This window comes from Virgibacillus sp. Bac330 (genome assembly GCF_003667845.1).
In the GTDB taxonomy this organism is placed as follows: domain Bacteria; phylum Bacillota; class Bacilli; order Bacillales; family Amphibacillaceae; genus Virgibacillus; species Virgibacillus chiguensis.
This window is the reverse complement of record NZ_CP033048.1, coordinates 2,245,333-2,260,618: the sequence shown is the minus strand read 5'-3', so window position 1 is coordinate 2,260,618 and position 15,286 is coordinate 2,245,333. Positions and strand designations below refer to the sequence as shown.

The 15,286-nt window shown below is 35.6% G+C and carries 15 protein-coding genes; 13 read left to right on the top strand and 2 right to left on the bottom strand.

Going from position 1 to position 15,286, the window contains the following annotated elements; all coding sequences use genetic code 11:
* Positions 1-12 precede the first annotated feature (12 nt).
* The 8 genes from D9780_RS10555 (at position 13) to D9780_RS10520 (ending at position 7,521) form a co-directional block, all read left to right on the top strand.
* Positions 13-402: a 5-carboxymethyl-2-hydroxymuconate Delta-isomerase gene (locus D9780_RS10555; protein ID WP_116278989.1), complete on the top strand. Its 390-nt coding sequence runs from the start codon at positions 13-15 to the stop codon at positions 400-402.
* A gap of 157 nt (positions 403-559) precedes the next feature.
* On the top strand, positions 560-1,591 hold the full coding sequence (locus D9780_RS10550; protein ID WP_121640062.1) for a TRAP transporter substrate-binding protein: 1,032 nt from the start codon (positions 560-562) through the stop codon (positions 1,589-1,591).
* 16 nt (positions 1,592-1,607) lie between these two features.
* Positions 1,608-2,096 (top strand): TRAP transporter small permease, encoded by a 489-nt coding sequence (locus tag D9780_RS10545; RefSeq protein ID WP_121640061.1) that lies wholly within the window; start codon positions 1,608-1,610, stop codon positions 2,094-2,096.
* Entirely contained in the window at positions 2,086-3,393 is a 1,308-nt protein-coding gene (locus tag D9780_RS10540; RefSeq protein WP_121640060.1) for a TRAP transporter large permease, read from the top strand. Before D9780_RS10545 ends, D9780_RS10540 begins: the two co-directional genes overlap by 11 nt.
* A gap of 517 nt (positions 3,394-3,910) precedes the next feature.
* The gene (locus D9780_RS10535) at positions 3,911-4,621 is read left to right on the top strand and encodes a sirohydrochlorin chelatase (RefSeq protein ID WP_121640059.1); all 711 of its coding nucleotides are present in this window, start codon (positions 3,911-3,913) and stop codon (positions 4,619-4,621) included.
* A complete protein-coding gene (locus tag D9780_RS10530; RefSeq protein ID WP_116278996.1) occupies positions 4,618-5,067 on the top strand; it encodes an antibiotic biosynthesis monooxygenase family protein in 450 nt (149 codons plus the stop codon). Before D9780_RS10535 ends, D9780_RS10530 begins: the two co-directional genes overlap by 4 nt.
* 47 nt (positions 5,068-5,114) lie before the next feature.
* Entirely contained in the window at positions 5,115-5,897 is a 783-nt protein-coding gene (locus tag D9780_RS10525; protein ID WP_121640058.1) for a YtvA family blue-light photoreceptor, read from the top strand.
* A 442-nt stretch (positions 5,898-6,339) separates the two neighbouring features.
* Positions 6,340-7,521, top strand: a complete 1,182-nt coding sequence (locus D9780_RS10520; protein ID WP_121640057.1) for a hydroxymethylglutaryl-CoA synthase — start codon at positions 6,340-6,342, stop codon at positions 7,519-7,521.
* A 395-nt stretch (positions 7,522-7,916) separates the two neighbouring features.
* On the opposite strand, the gene D9780_RS10515 is transcribed toward D9780_RS10520, so the two are convergent.
* Positions 7,917-8,369: an SRPBCC family protein gene (locus D9780_RS10515; RefSeq protein ID WP_073005653.1), complete on the bottom strand. Its 453-nt coding sequence runs from the start codon at positions 8,367-8,369 to the stop codon at positions 7,917-7,919.
* 325 nt (positions 8,370-8,694) lie between these two features.
* Here D9780_RS10515 and D9780_RS10505 point away from each other — a divergent pair, with 325 nt between their 5' ends.
* The 3 genes from D9780_RS10505 to D9780_RS10495 all read left to right on the top strand — a co-directional run bounded on the left by D9780_RS10505 (position 8,695) and on the right by D9780_RS10495 (position 11,286).
* Complete coding sequence (locus D9780_RS10505) at positions 8,695-9,531, top strand: ABC transporter ATP-binding protein (protein ID WP_084723529.1); 837 nt, start codon at positions 8,695-8,697, stop codon at positions 9,529-9,531.
* A gap of 80 nt (positions 9,532-9,611) precedes the next feature.
* The gene (locus D9780_RS10500) at positions 9,612-10,316 is read left to right on the top strand and encodes a hypothetical protein (protein ID WP_121640055.1); all 705 of its coding nucleotides are present in this window, start codon (positions 9,612-9,614) and stop codon (positions 10,314-10,316) included.
* Positions 10,317-10,539: 223 nt separating this feature from the next.
* On the top strand, positions 10,540-11,286 hold the full coding sequence (locus D9780_RS10495; protein WP_121640054.1) for a sulfite exporter TauE/SafE family protein: 747 nt from the start codon (positions 10,540-10,542) through the stop codon (positions 11,284-11,286).
* A gap of 387 nt (positions 11,287-11,673) precedes the next feature.
* On the opposite strand, the gene D9780_RS10490 is transcribed toward D9780_RS10495, so the two are convergent.
* Complete coding sequence (locus tag D9780_RS10490) at positions 11,674-12,093, bottom strand: Hsp20/alpha crystallin family protein (protein ID WP_073005647.1); 420 nt, start codon at positions 12,091-12,093, stop codon at positions 11,674-11,676.
* 508 nt (positions 12,094-12,601) lie between these two features.
* Between D9780_RS10490 and D9780_RS10485 the strand changes: the two genes are divergently transcribed.
* A complete protein-coding gene (locus tag D9780_RS10485) occupies positions 12,602-13,771 on the top strand; it encodes a hypothetical protein (RefSeq protein WP_121640052.1) in 1,170 nt (389 codons plus the stop codon).
* A gap of 15 nt (positions 13,772-13,786) precedes the next feature.
* Positions 13,787-15,031: a metal-dependent hydrolase family protein gene (locus D9780_RS10480; protein WP_121640051.1), complete on the top strand. Its 1,245-nt coding sequence runs from the start codon at positions 13,787-13,789 to the stop codon at positions 15,029-15,031.
* Positions 15,032-15,286 lie beyond the last annotated feature (255 nt).

Below are 15,286 nucleotides of genomic sequence, written 5' to 3'. Positions count from 1 at the left end.
GGAGGGAGTTGCATGCCTCATTTAATCATCGAATATACTGCCAATATTCGAAAGGAAATAAATATCCATGATTTATTGAAACAGGTTCATCAGGTGTTATTATGCCATCGTGAGCTAATCCCCATAGGTGGACTTCGTTCTAGAGCAATTGCATTAGAAGAATATCTTGTCGCAGATGGTACAGAGGATGATGCGTTTGTTCATGCAACTTTAAAACTTGGAAAAGGGAGGACAGATGAGGAAAAAAAATTATTATGCAATGACTTGTTTACGGTGATGACAAACTATTTAGCTTCTTTATATAACGAAAAGTATTTAGCCATTTCCCTAGAATTATATGAATTTACTCTTCCAACCTACAAATTAAACAATATTCATCATCGCTATATACAAGAAAAATAATGTGTTTGCTTACTGCTAAACCCACCACAAGACGTGGACGGGTTTAGCAGAAATTTGTCCATAATCTTTCGTTGATTTGTTCCATTTGCAACGCGGCGCACCGAACTTTGTTTTGAACGATCTTATTTGCTTAGTAATTTTAATTTGAGGTGATAGGATGTTGCGAAATCACTACCTGCTTATAGGCTTTGTATGGTTATTTATTCTATCAGCTTGTTCTCAAGGAATAGCTTTAACCGAATCGGATCACCATTTGGTAATTTCCCATTTTTTACCTGGGAGCCACCCCATTCAAACGGATATTCTGAAAGAAATTGGCGATGAATGGACAGAGGAATCGAATCATTCGATTACATATGATTTATACCCTTCTAATGCATTAGGGAATGCAGGATCACAGTATGATATGGCCGTCACTGGAGAGGCAGACATTGCCTTAAGCGTTCATGGCTATTCACCTGGAAGATTTTCTTTAGTTTCTATACTGGAATTACCATTTTTTGCAGAGTCAGCAGTACACGGGTCAAAAATAATAGAACATTTATTTCATGAATTTCCTAGTATTCAAAAGCAACATGATGATAGCGTTCCATTATTTTTATTCACCGCAGATCCTGCTCAGTTAGTGACGAAAACAAAACGAATAAAGTCTCCAGAAGATGTAAAAGGGTTACGCATTCGATCACCTTCTCCATTAGCAAATGAAATATTAGAAGCGCTAGGTGCCGTTCCGGTATCTATGCCAATGGGAGATGTGTATGAATCTATGGAGCGAGGCGTCATTGATGGAGCAATGATTCCGTTAGAAGCTTTATATAATTACAACCTCCATGAAGTAATAAACTATATTACGATCGGAAACTTTTCAACAACGCCTTTTTTTGCTGTCATGAACAAACACAAGTATAATCAGTTTTCAAAATCGGAAAAATCAATGATACACGAATCCACTGGTTTAGAAGCAGCGATAAAAAGCGGCGAAGTTTTTGATCAAGATGGGAGAAAAGGAAGAAATCTAGCGGAAGAGAACGGTGCGAAAGTGTATGAGGTAGATAAAATTCAAATAGGTGAATGGAACGCAGCCTTAAAACCTGTCTTTGAGACATGGATAGAAGAAATGGAAAAAGAAGGTTATCCAGGCAGGGAAATTTATCGTCGAGCTTTAGAACTTAAAGAAGAGTTACGTTAAAAGAGGTGATATATAATTGAAAAGGTGGATAGAACAACTTGCAAGATTCTCTCATAGGCTAGCTCAATGTATTTTGTTTATGATGGCTATATATATTACCATAGATGTTTTATCAAGGTGGATGTGGAATAAACCCATATTAGGTGCTGTTGATTTTACGGAACTTGGTTTATCAATGGTGATTTTTTTAAGCATTGCTTATACACATGTAAAAGAAGAACATATTTCCATAGACTTTGTTTTCGAACGGTTTCCAAAGCGAATGCAATTGGTTTTACATGCCATCATTCATTTCCTCACCTTTATTTTAATGGTTTTAATAGGGTGGAGTACTAGCAAATACGCAATTCGTCTATACAATGCTAATACAACTACCGGAGATCTTACTATTCCTCTTTATCCTATTGCTTGGGTAGCTGTTATTGGATTAAGTTTATTCGCATTATCAGCCCTGCTACACGCTATACGTTATATGCATAAGGGGGTCTTCATAAATGACTCCTGAAATGATAGGGATGATAGGAATTATTGGATTAGTTGGCCTGTTGTTATTAAAAATACCTGTAGGCATCGCTTTAATTATAATTGCTCTAAGCGGAACAACACTTATTCGTGGTTGGGACGTGGCGTTTTCTCAATTAGGTAGAACGCCTTTTGATACAGCAAGTTCATACTCTTTAAGCGTTATTCCATTATTTATCTTGATGGGTATGATTCTTTCTTATACAGGTATGGGGAAAGATTTATACAAAGCTGTCGATAGTTGGATTGGTCATTGGAAAGGTGGCTTAGCCATGGCAACAATTGGTTCTGCAGCTATTTTTTCAGCCATATCAGGCTCTTTAAATGCTACAACTGCTACCGTATCGAAAATCACTTTACCTGAAATGGAAAAATATCGTTATAAGCCAAGCTTGTCTACAGCATGTGTGGCAGCGGGAGGAACATTAGGCATTCTGATTCCGCCAAGTGTGATTTTGATTTTATACGGCATTCAAACGAGAGAACCTATTGGAGAACTGCTTATTGCAGGAATCATTCCAGGAATGATTCAAATGCTTCTATTTATATTGATTGTAGTGTTTCTTGTGCGTAGAGACCCTACGTTAGCCCCTGCTAGAGAAGAAGGGAGCGCTTTAACAACGGAAAAAATGACCACACTAATACGCATGTGGCCCTTTGCAGCGCTTTTTTTAATTAGTATTGGAGGAATATATTTAGGGATATTTACCCCCACAGAAGCTGCTGGAGTAGGAGCTATCAGTGCTTTGTTTTTCTCCTTGCTTACTAGAAAAATGAATTGGCACCGGCTAAAACTAGCTTTTCATGAATCTGTAAAATTAACAGCTTATATCTTCTTTATTCTAATTGGAGCTACGTTGTTTAGTCAGTTTTTGACGATAAGTAGACTTCCTGTAGAATTAACTTATCTTGTCAGTCGTTTAGATTTAAATCACTATATCATTCTTATTGGTATATTACTAGCATTGTTTTTGCTTGGATGTTTTATTGAAGGGTTATCTCTGATTGTACTTACCATCCCAATTGTTTATCCAATAATCTTGGAACTAGGATTTAATGGTGTTTGGTTTGGAATTATAATGGTAATGGCAATTAATATTGGTTCTTTAACCCCCCCACTGGGAATTAGTATTTTTGTAATTAAAGGGGTCGCTCCTAATATACCTGTTCAAACTATATTTAAGGGAGCTATACCAATGATAGTCGGCATGATTATTTGCATTTTAATACTCATTATATTTCCTTCTTTTGTTACAATTTTGCCCAGTTTAATGAGATAAAACCCTTGCTTGTATTATAGAATTGTAGAAGGTTTATCGTATAAGAAATTCGCCATAAAGATTTGGTAATAAGTCTGTTTTTAAAGAGCTTTATTATAATAAGAGCTCTTTTTGTTTTGAAAATAAACCACACTCATTGGTTTTATGACGTTGCTCCATTTTTACAAACAAGGGAAGCCGACGTTGAAGGATGAGAATACTACCATGTTGTGTGTTTTTAAATACATGGAGGAGAATGACAAAAGCTTTATTAGTTATTTATTCATCTACTATTTTGTACATGAACATTTGTTCAAGCAATAGAATTTTTAATAATGATAGTCGGGTTGGTAAACTGTTATCATGCATAAGAATGTGATATTGTTAATGTAGATTTTAGCAGCACTGGAAGGATCTTTCCCGCTATAGGAAAATAAACATCTTTTCTTCCTATTAAGAACGTTTTTTCCTTCATAAAAACTTTGCTGTGAAACTGATTTTTTCTCTAAAAAATGCATAAACGTAAAGGGGCTTCTTCATGGATAGAGATGTAGTTGTGATTGTCTATCATGGATCTAAGGATGATGATAAGAATCAAGCGTTTTTAAACTTTGTTGATCATTTACAGGCTTGGGATGATGGAAATGCGCGCTTTATTGGATGTTATATTGAGCAAGCAGAGCCTACTATAAATCAAATTATGCAACAACGGGATAGCTTATACGGACGTGTTTACATTTTTCCATTGCTTTTCTTAAGAGGGAAGCATTATAACAAGGATGTAAAAGGGGTTATTGAAGCATACGAACAAGAAATAAATAAAAATACAGTATTGCTCCCACCACTTTGCGAAGACGATTTATTTTTAACCTATGTGGTTGAGCGTTTATATTCGGTTTATAATCAACCAGTTATTATTGCGGCACATGGGTCAGCTCATGACACTCGTGCAAATGATGCACTTGAACAGTTGACTACTCTTTTGGAACAACAATATTCCCGACCATCCTCGTCTCTGTTCTTATTTGGCGAAGGGCAACATGCCGTTTTAGAACAATTTTCTTTCCGTTATGAGTTGTTTTATATTTTGCCACTAACATTTGGAAAAGGGGCAGTTTACGAGCAGTTTAAAGACAGGGTGCTAGGCTATCCAAAAGCAAAGCTGTTGCCGCCTGTCTATTTTGATAAATCGTTGCAGAATTATGTTTTGTTGAAGTTAAAAAGTTTAAGGGAGGATGTTGAAAAGTGAAATTGAAGATTCAAAGAATTCATGGGGGAGAACCATTAGCTATTATTGAAGAAGGAAACCAAGTTCAAATTGTTTCAGAACAGGTAAATACCTATGAAATCATTGATCAATCCAATAAGTTGTGTCAAGAGGCTGTTACTGTGTTAAATTATATTGGTGTTTATAGTGAAAAAAGGGAGCGCTTTGAAGAACGTTTTTTACAACGCCCTAGAATGATAGAAAACGAACAAGGCTTTATTGCAATTCGCGTTTTACGGCCTTTACAAGATGATATATATATTGTTCTAACACAATGGCAAACGGAGGAAGATTTCCGAAATTGGCAAGCATCTACTGCGTACCAGCATGCGCATAAAAATAGAAATACGCAAAAAGGAATTGACCAAGAGCAAGGCGTACTTAAGGGAAAACCATATCATTATTTGTATCAAGCAAGCCATAGATAAAGTATGTCTTATACAAGATAATTTTGCAGGAAAGAGGAATCATTTGAATGAAGAAGCAACGACATGATAAATTGCATTTATTTGAAAAGGCATTAAATTATACGAGAGTCGGCTTAATTATAACTGATCCAAATATAGAAGATAATCCAATTATTTTTGTAAATAAAGGTTTTACTGAATTAACAGGATATGAAGAAAATGAAGTTATAGGTAAGAATTGTCGATTCTTGCAAGGTGAAGCTACGGAATCTTATAGTATGGATAGAATACGGTCTGCAATTTGGACAAAGGAGTCCATTTCGCTACAGCTATATAACTATAGAAAAGATGGGACTGGTTTTTGGAATGAGCTTTCGATTGATCCGATGTGGGTGGAAGAGGAGCAAAAATATTATTTCGTTGGCGTCCAAAAAGATGTTACAGAATTAAAAGAAAGTGAACGCCTATTACAAATGAGTTTGCAGGAGATCGATAAACTTTCCACGCCTATTGTACCCATTAGAGATGATGTCGCAGTCTTACCTCTTATCGGTAATATGAATGATCAGCGAATGGAAACGCTCATGACTAATATATCTACGTATATGGAGCAGGCAAATGAGGGATATATCATTATTGATTTATCTGGGCTATATGAAGTGGATACATATACTGTGTCACGTCTTCTAAAAGTTCATCAATTTATTTCATTAATGGGCAAAGAATTATTATTTGTTGGTTTTCGCCCAGATATGGCTCTGAAAACGGTGATTATTCAAGATACGTTTAAAGATATGAACACATTTAGAAATGTTAAAATGGCTTTAAATTACATAGATAAAATTAAGTAAATATTAATTATTCAATTGGGAAAATGCATCGGATTGAACAAGATGGTTATCAATTCGATTTAGGGCCAAGTATCGTTATGATGTTAGAGTTGTATCGAGAGATTTTCGAACTTACAGGGCGTAATCCGGATTAGATCCAATGTATACAGTAGAAGAGGAAATAACGCGTAGCGCAGAGAATTTTATGGCACTAAAATTCATGGAGCACATTTGCTCATTAGATAGATGTTTTCCTCTTTCCCTTTTTTATTTCCTTTCCAAATTCATAGAGGAATCTTATGGGCGATAATTCAATTAAATAAAAAAATTGGAAGCGCCGTTATTTGTGTTTAAGACTAGATTATATTATGATATACTATGGTTAATTTTTTAGATTAATTGTGAAAATAGTCACTTAATGGATATTTCATCTAGTATGTAGTAAAGGAGCTAGGAGCTTATTATGAAAATAGGAATAGATAAAATAGGATTTTACACGCCACATTTATATGTAGATATGAATGATTTGGCAAAAGCTAGGGACGTAGATCCAGCCAAATTCACCATTGGTATTGGTCAAGAAAAAATGGCTATCGCACCACTTACCCAGGATGCTGTTACGTTGGCTGCTAATGCTGCCTTGGAAATTATTGATGAATCAGATAGACAAGGTATTGACTTTGTAATATTTGGTACAGAAACAGGTGTAGATCATTCTAAAGCAGCAGGAGTATATGTTCACCATTTATTAGATCTCCAACCGCAAACAAGAACCGTGGAAGTAAAGCAGGCTTGTTTCGGAGCAACAGCTGGGATTCAAATGGCTAAAGCTCACATTGCTTTACATCCAAACAGCAAAGTTCTAGTATTGGCCTCAGATATTGCCAGATATGGACTACGAACTGGTGGAGAGGCAACACAAGGTGCAGGTGCAGTAGCCATGGTAATGAGTAAGAACCCTAAAATTATGGCAATAGAGGAGCCATCTGCCTATTTAACAGAAGATGTAATGGATTTTTGGCGACCTGTATACTCTGAATATGCTCAAGTAGATGGAAAATTATCAAATGAAATGTATTTGTCTTTTTTTGAAAAGATATGGGAAGCCTATCAACAAAAGACAGGCTTGGGAATTGGCGATTTTTCTGCCATTTGCTACCATCTCCCATATACGAAAATGGGTTTAAAAGCTCTAAGAATGATTTATGACCAAGGAACGGAAGCGGACAAAGAACGTCTGTTAGAAAACTTGGAACATAGTAAAATATACAATAAAAATGTCGGAAATATTTATACTGGCTCTTTGTATTTGAGCTTTCTGTCTTTAATTGAGCATCAAAATAATCTACGTGCTGGTGACAGGATTGGGTTGTTTAGTTATGGATCTGGAGCAGTAGGAGAATTTTTTGCGGGTATTTTACAACCTGGTTATCAAGAACATTTGCATGCAGAGCAACATCAGAAATTACTTTCTTCTAGAACAGAAGTAAGTGTAGAGGAGTACGAACGAATATTTGCAGCGACGTTGCCAAAAGATGGAACTGCTTATCAACTGGATGATCAAAATGATCCTGCAAAGATTAAACTTTCCGGGGTTGGTGAGCATAAACGCCATTATGCAAATAGCCTTGCAGTGAAAATGTAATAAAAGCGGTAAGGTGACTCAAATTGCCCACTGGAGCCATATGTCATACCTTTGGGCTACTAAACACAATTCGTGTTTGGGTAAAAGAAAACCTCCAAGGGTTGAAGATTCCCTTATGTAAGCAAGCTGAACAATGATAAGAATTGTTCAGCTTTTATTTTCGCTATATGAAGGATATGAAAATTTGGGCTTTATTGTATTTGCTTATGTCTTATAGAAGGTATAAAAATGAAAGGTTTATAATATAAGAAAAACTCCCTTTTTCCCATAAAAGCTTCGTAAAAAGATAAGTCATGATCGGTTCGTCATCTTACCGTAAATCTTTTATCCCAGTTCATTCATTTCATTCGCTACGTTGCTAAATGTGCGCCCCTTCTTTGTTCTTCCAATGTAGATTAAGAATGACTTTTGCTGTTGGTTATTTCTTGGGCAATTGCTTCCGTTAATTCTGTAGTCATCTTAGGTAGAAAGGATTTTAAAACTGGGTTAATAACTGGTCCCATCATCCCCTCAGCTTTCATGTCTAGATGACCTGTCATTTTTGTTGTATCTGAATTTATTGCTAAAGCATGAAAGTAACCACTACCGGTGAATTTCTCACTTATTCCTTTTAAATTAAAAGTTACTTTTTCAGGTTTTTCCCACTTTGTTATAAGTACTTTTAGTTGTACTTTTTTTTGAACAATACCGAGATCCCCTTTGAATTTCCATGTGGATTCGGTATCGTTTATAATCTCATGATCAATATAGCCAGGTACTAACGGAGCCCAGTGGTTCATATCGCTAACAAAATCCCATACTTGTTCAATTGGCGCTTGAAGAGTCATTTCCTTTGTTCCGCTAGGCATACATGCATCCTCCTTAGAATAAAATGAAATTTTCCCCTGTATAGATAATTTTTTTGGAACACAGACTGCTCTAATTCATGACACTTATATGTTATGTTATACCACAATAAAGATCCATTTAACCATCAAAAAAGACAAATAGGTAAAAAGATTTTGAAAGTAAAAGTAACTATGGATATAATAAATACATATATAATCCAAAATAAATCCAAAATATTCCTTATAGCGTGTCAAATAAAAGTGTGGTTAAAAGTAAAGCACATGCTGGTAAGCGCAGTAATGTATTACTTCGTTAGAATAGGTATTTTTAAAGAGGGGTGGTTTGTTGTCCATATTGATGCAAGGTAAAAATATGTCAAAAAACATAAATAAAAAACATATTTTACAGAACCTAAACTTTACTTTTTATCAACAGAAAACAGTAGCAATTATTGGCGCTAATGGATCAGGTAAGAGCACTTTACTACGAATTTTAGCAGGAATTACACTTCCGTCAAGTGGAAGCATTCGACGTGAGCATATCCGGATAGGGTATGTACCAGAGCAATTTCCTTCGAATATGACGTTTACAGGATTTAATTATCTTTATCATTTAGGAAGAATAGGAGGACTCTCACGTGAAGTCGCAAAAGAACGTGTTGGTCAGCTCTTTGATCAGTTTAACTTTACTGCCCAGTTTGAAGCAATTAAGCATTATTCGAAGGGAATGAGACAAAAAATAAATATCATGCAAGCACTCTTACATCAACCTTCTTTGCTCATATTAGATGAACCCTTATCAGGGTTAGATGAGTCTGTTCAGTTAGAAGTAGAATCTATGTTATATCAATTAAAGCAGCAAGGTTTAACGATTTTTTTTACATGCCATGACTCGCCACTAGTGCATCGTTTAGCAGACCGTACCGTTACATTACAAAATGGGAAGCTTATGGAAAGTGTAATCACTTATGATTATGTCGAGGAGAGTCTTGTTACGATAAAGTCGACGCTTCCAGCAGATGTATCTATTCTTACACAAATAAGCGCTATCTATGGTATCAATCATGAAACAATACACAAAAAGAAGATTCAATTTACTGTAAATTCACGACAAAGTGATGAAATCATTGCTCTATTAATTCAAAGTGGAGCGTCCATTTATTCTGTATGGCATATTCCATAAAAAGCGTTTTCTATGTACGAAGTATAGAATTTCAAAGTTTATTGTGTAAGGCAAGTTTTCTAAGCAAAGGAGGGAACGAAATGAGATCTTTGATGACTTATCATCTTATATCATACATAAAATCATACAATTATGTAGCGCCTATGAGTTTTTTTATTATCATTTTAGTGGTCAACTATGCTATTTATCCAAACCCTGTGTTAGCTAGTTATGGCGTGACTTCGATATATTTGTATATCATAGCAGCTTGGATTACGGTTCGTTTTTTTCATACAGAAGATCCGGTTCAACAGCAAATAACGATGCTTCACGCTAAAAATGAGATGCGATATTTTTGCAGTAAATATGTAACAGCCAGTAGTTTTGTCGTTTTGTTAGCTCTTATTTCGACTAGTTACCCTATTGTTTTTGGAATGTTTAGCAAGAACCCAACAGTATCAGAAGTCACTGTTGGCTTTTTTACTCATTTTTTGTTGGGGCTGGTTGCCGTTACTGTCAGTGTGTTATTTTCTAGAATAATTTTAGTTAAAAAGATTAATTCCTGGTTGGGGCTTAGTCTTGTGCTTGTAATATCTATTGTCTCCTTAGGAGTAGAACCATTATTGCCAGGATATTGGAAATACATATTAATAGTATTTCCGCCAGTATCAGAATTAGCTTTACTTATGAACGATCCATTGGACAGTACGAGACTGCTCCTTATTTATTTATGGATATTCCTTTATGCAGTCGTGATGGTAGGTTTGTTTGCGATATTGTATCGTCATAAAAAGAAATTTTCATAAATTAAGCTGGTTTGCGAAAAAATGAGCATATTGCTTTCAAAAACGTGTATTATGCAATACTATTCTATGTACACTTTTCAATTTTATGGCTCTCTCATTTACTGTAATAGAAAAGAAGCAAATGATTAGTTTCACAGCGGGATTTAGAGTCGGGAAATGCCAAGTCGTTGTGACGAAAGATAGATAGAAATTTTAGTATTACAGTAAAAAGGAGGGGATTCACTTGTTTGATTTAACCATTTTGGACTGGTTCATCGTAATTGCTTGTGCTTTATTTATTGGTTTTTCTAAATCTGGAATTCCAAATTTAGTTATTTTAGTGGTCACAATAATTATGTTTGTTTTTCCAGCAAAGGAATCAGTGGGCGTTCTGCTTCCTATGCTTTTGATTGGCGATTTATTTGCTGTCATTTATTATCGTCGTCATGTTGTTTGGAAAAATCTTATACCGCTTATTCCATGGATTTTAGTTGGAATTCTTGGTGGGTTCTTTGTTTTAAGACAAGTGAATGATGAACAGTTAAAGCCAATCATAGGAACGATCGTTCTCGTTATAATCGGTTTAAACGTCATTCGTAATCAATTTGGTGAGCGGTTTAATCAGCTGTTACCAACCTCCATTAGTTTTACAATAACTATGGGAATCCTTAGTGGTTTTACGACGATGGTAGGGAATGCTGCTGGTGCAATCATGACGATTTATTTGTTAGTAAAAAGAGTTCCTAAAAAAGAATTTGTGGGTACAAGTGCGTGGTTTTTTATAACTGTAAATACGATAAAGGTTCCTCTTTATTTGCATCTAAATTTAATTAGCAGTGCATCTTTTAGCCTGAATTTATTAATGCTTCCAGTAATTTTATTTGGGGCCATCATCGGGGCTAAAGTGCTACCGTGGATACCGCAAAACGTGTTTACAATTATAGTGTTGCTGTTAGCTGCTTTAGGAGGGTTATATTTAGTAATTGGTTAGATGATAACTTGATATAAATATAGGTGTACGAATATAAAGGCCAGAAAGAAAATGAGTGGGTTAAAGTTTGGGAATTTCTCAAACTATGGAGTTTTTAAACATAATAAATGATCATCACAACAAGCGAAATTACTAATTTCCCTAAAAATTTCACCTGAAACCCCTCCGATTATATGTCTTTACTACATTAAGTGTAACAATCTGTTATGAAGGGAGTATAAAACTGGTGTAAAGTGTCTGTAAAGTGTGTCTTGAAATTTTGGCACGTATATAATACGGTCGTTCACATTCAAACTTTATAACAATTAGTGGGGTAGAAAAAAACCCCACTAATTGAGTGATGCATCATCTTATGTTTCTGCTATTGTAAACGCTTAACCGAAACCGTTACAAATCTGTAGTGTCGTGAATGGAGATAAATTTCCGGCTGGAATTGTTTTTCGGAATAGTTACTTGTAGAATGCCATTATTCAATTTTGCTTCGGTTTCTTTTTCGGAAATTGCAAATGGAAGTGTTACAGTTCTTTCTGATTGGTGGCTGTAACCTTCTTCATCCGTGTTCGAATGATCTTCAACAAAAATTCGTAATTGATTACCAAATATCTCTAATTGGATTTGATCGCGTCTGTACCCTGGAAGTTCAGCTTCTACAATCACATTGTCCTCTGTTTCACGTGTACGAACAGCCAATGGGCGTTTAATAAGCGAATTGAAATTCTTCGCAGATTCATTAAAAAAAGCGTCCATTTGTTCCATAATACCTTGAAACGGTCCTCGTTCTCCGCGTTTCCAACGTTTATTATCCATTAGCAAACACCTCGTATATGCGTATTTACTCATAATATATGCTTTATCTATTCAATCGTTTTGGGCGAGTGCACCAAAATAATGATTTTACCTAAGGATTCTCAAATGTATATCACATTTGAACCTGTCCAACACATACCTGCCAACTCGTGAGTGGGAGTTTTGTACAATAACGATATATCCATTGGAATTTTTTATCATTATAGGTAAGTATAAAGTTTTTGAAATTTATAGTAACAGAAAAACAAAGGCTTTTGCTATAAGACTTGCGACAAGCTAAGTTTTTCTATGTAAAACTTTTGAGAAAAATTTTAGAAACATTTGCGCTCTTTTTAGTAATATATCGAAAGCGTTACCTATAAAGGGAGCATCGCAAATTTAAAATAAATATTAATTATATATTAGCGTAAAATTGTGTAAATAAACGTTAATTGTCAAAAAAAGCAGTATAGACAAAAAACACTACTAGTGATATATTAGTTAGTATTATTTTTAGGAGGCGATTCTCTTGTTAACTAACCCGTTAATTGCTACTGTACTTATTTTTGCATTAATTGCACTGGGAGAATGGCTCTCCATTGTTTCTAGAGCAAGAATACCTATGCTACTCACTGCCATGACAGGGTTTCTTGTTCTTGTTTGGACAGGGATATTTCCAGAAGATATATTGGAAAAATCACAGTTTGCTGCATTAGGCGCCATATTAATTGGTCCTGCAATCGTTCATATGGGTACTTTGATTCCTATAGCTTTATTAAAAAGTCAAATAAAAGCCGTTTTTATTTCATTAGGTGGTATACTTGTAGCAAGTGCCACTATTTTAATAGTTGTTTCGCTTGCTTTTGACTATGCAACGGCTGTTGCTGGAGTTGGACCGTTGAGTGGAGGAATTATTGCTTTAATTGTTACTTCTGAAGAGCTTGCTGCTGTAGGTAAATCTAGCCTTGTCGTTATACCAGCCTTAGTTGTTGCTTTTCAAGGGGTTTTAGGTATGCCATTAGCACTAAATTTTATGCGGAGATATGCGTTGAAGCTTCAAAAGCAAATGGATACCAATACATTTATCCCTATGGATGCAAGCATTATGTATAAAGAAGCGTCTAGTGCGACAGAACAAATCAGTCCATTAAAGCAAAGTTTAACGTTAAAACTGTTTTACGTGTTTGTGGGAGCAGCAATAGGTGTTGCTCTTGGTGAATTAACACCTATACATTATAGCTTATGGTGTTTGGCAATCGGTATTATTGGTTTGAAATTAGGTTTGTTAGAGAGTAAATCTCTAGAACAGGCGAATTCTTTTTCTATAACAATGGTAGCAATAATATTTGTAGTTATCGGCACAATGGCGGGGGTTTCTCCTCAAGATGTTCTCGCAAATTTACCTAGTATTTTGCTGATCTTAATTTTAGGAACATTCGCAATCGCACTGGGCGGGTATGTAATGTCCAAGCTAGTAAAATGGGATGTATTAAAAGGTATGCCTGTTGCTTTAACCGCATTATTTGGATTCCCTGCGGATTACATTTTATGTGAAGAAGTGAGTCGTAGTGTAGCTAGAAATAAACAGGAAGAGAAAATAATCTTCAATGAGCTACTTGCGCCTATGCTAATTGGCGGATTTACAACTGTAACAGTAGCATCTGTAGTTCTTGCTGGAATCTTAGTAAAAACTTTATAACGGGAGGAAGAAAAATTGGGAAAAAAATTAATTAAGAATGCGCTTATTATTGACGGAAACGGTGCAGCTCCAATAAAAGATAGTATCATTGCCTTAGATAATGAAAAAATTACTTACGTTGGTAAAGAAGAAAATTATACATTTGATGGATCAGAATCCGTAATAGATGCTCAAGGTGGCACCGTTTTGCCGGGGTTTATTGATACACACGTACACATGATGTTTGAATACGCACCAATTACCCAAAGACTAGCCACTCCATTTTCATTTATGTACTATCAAGCAGCAAATTATTTAAAAGCAACTTTACATGCTGGAATAACTTCTGTTCGCGATGCTTTAGGTGCTGATTTAGGAGTGAAAAAGGCTGTTAACGAAGGATTAATATGTGGACCAAGGATGCAATTAAGTATTAATGCTTTAACAATTACTGGAGGGCATGGCGATGGTTATACTATATCTGGAAACACCGTGGATTTGTTAGCTTCTAATTACCCAGGTATGCCAAATGGGAAATGTGATGGCGTAGAGGAAGTTCGTAAAAAAACACGACAAATGCTACGGGCTGGTGCAGAAGTGATTAAAGTTCATGCTACAGGTGGTGTGTTAAGTGCCACAGACCATCCTGAATTTACGCAATTTTCATTGGAAGAATTGAAAGTTATTGTAGAAGAGGCAAACTTTCGCAAAGGTGTTAAGGTAATGGCTCATGCCCAAGGTGCTGAAGGGATAAAGAATGCGATTAAAGCTGGTATTCACTCCATTGAACATGGGATTTTTATAGATGATGAAGCTATTGAATTAATGTTAGAAAATGAAACTTATCTCGTGCCAACCTTACTTGCTCCGGTTGCTGTTTTAGAGACAGCAAAAGATGCAGGAATGCCTGATACAGCTGTAGAAAAGTCGAAAGAAGTGATTGAACAGCATCAAGCAAGCATTGCGAAAGCGTACGAGGCAGGCGTAAAGATTGCAATGGGAACGGATGCTGGTGTTATGAAGCATGGAACAAATTTACGAGAACTTGGTTTAATGAGAGACGCTGGGATGACTGCTATGGAAACAATTGTGGCTTCTACTAAAACAGCCGCAGAGTGTTTAGGATGGGAAGAGCAGTTAGGCACCCTTGAAGTGGGGAAATTAGCGGATATTATCATTGTAAAAGGCAATCCACTAAACGATGTTGATATGCTAGCGAATAATGATACCATACAAGTAGTAATCAAGAATGGGAAAGTAGAAAAAAACTTATTGTTTTAATTATATCTTACTATTCATAAGCTGTTGTTCGTTCAAAAAGAATGAGATACCTTTTTAGACCTAACATTTAGTAATTAATGGGAGACAACGATTTGCCGATATTTTTGCAAGAGCGTGGCTTTGATACATGCACCTCACATACTCTTTACTATTACAATTCGGTAACCAAACATATATATTTGTAATCGTACTTAAGCATTGAACAAATACCCGATCATCATCATTTGATGCTCGGGTATTTGTTGCACTATAGGA